Raw genomic sequence first — 232 nt, 5'->3', positions numbered from 1 at the left:
GCCGTCGGCCGGACGGCAGGCCCTGGCGGTGCCAGCGGCCTGCCTGGCCCGCGATCAGAAATCCCAGTACGCCGGGACCCAGCGGAACACCTCGCCGTCGGCGGCGACACGGCCGATGGACGGGAACGGCAGGTGCGTGGCGACCAGCATCTCGCCGCTGGCGGCCAGTTCCGTCAGCAGGTCGATGCGCACGCGCGCGGCTTCTTCCGGATCGTGCTCGAAGCCGTTGAAC

General features: G+C 72.0%; 1 pseudogene. It reads right to left on the bottom strand.

Annotated elements, in window-relative coordinates:
• Positions 1 to 54: 54 nt before the first annotated feature.
• Positions 55 to 232 (bottom strand): annotated as a pseudogene (locus SB822_RS61265) (MBL fold metallo-hydrolase); the annotation flags it as partial.

Origin of the sequence: Paraburkholderia sp. SIMBA_054 (genome assembly GCF_046534875.1) — a bacterium.
In the GTDB taxonomy this organism is placed as follows: Bacteria; Pseudomonadota; Gammaproteobacteria; order Burkholderiales; family Burkholderiaceae; genus Paraburkholderia; species Paraburkholderia hospita.
Note: the sequence above shows the minus strand (reverse complement) of the source record. Positions and strands in the feature narration are given on the sequence as shown.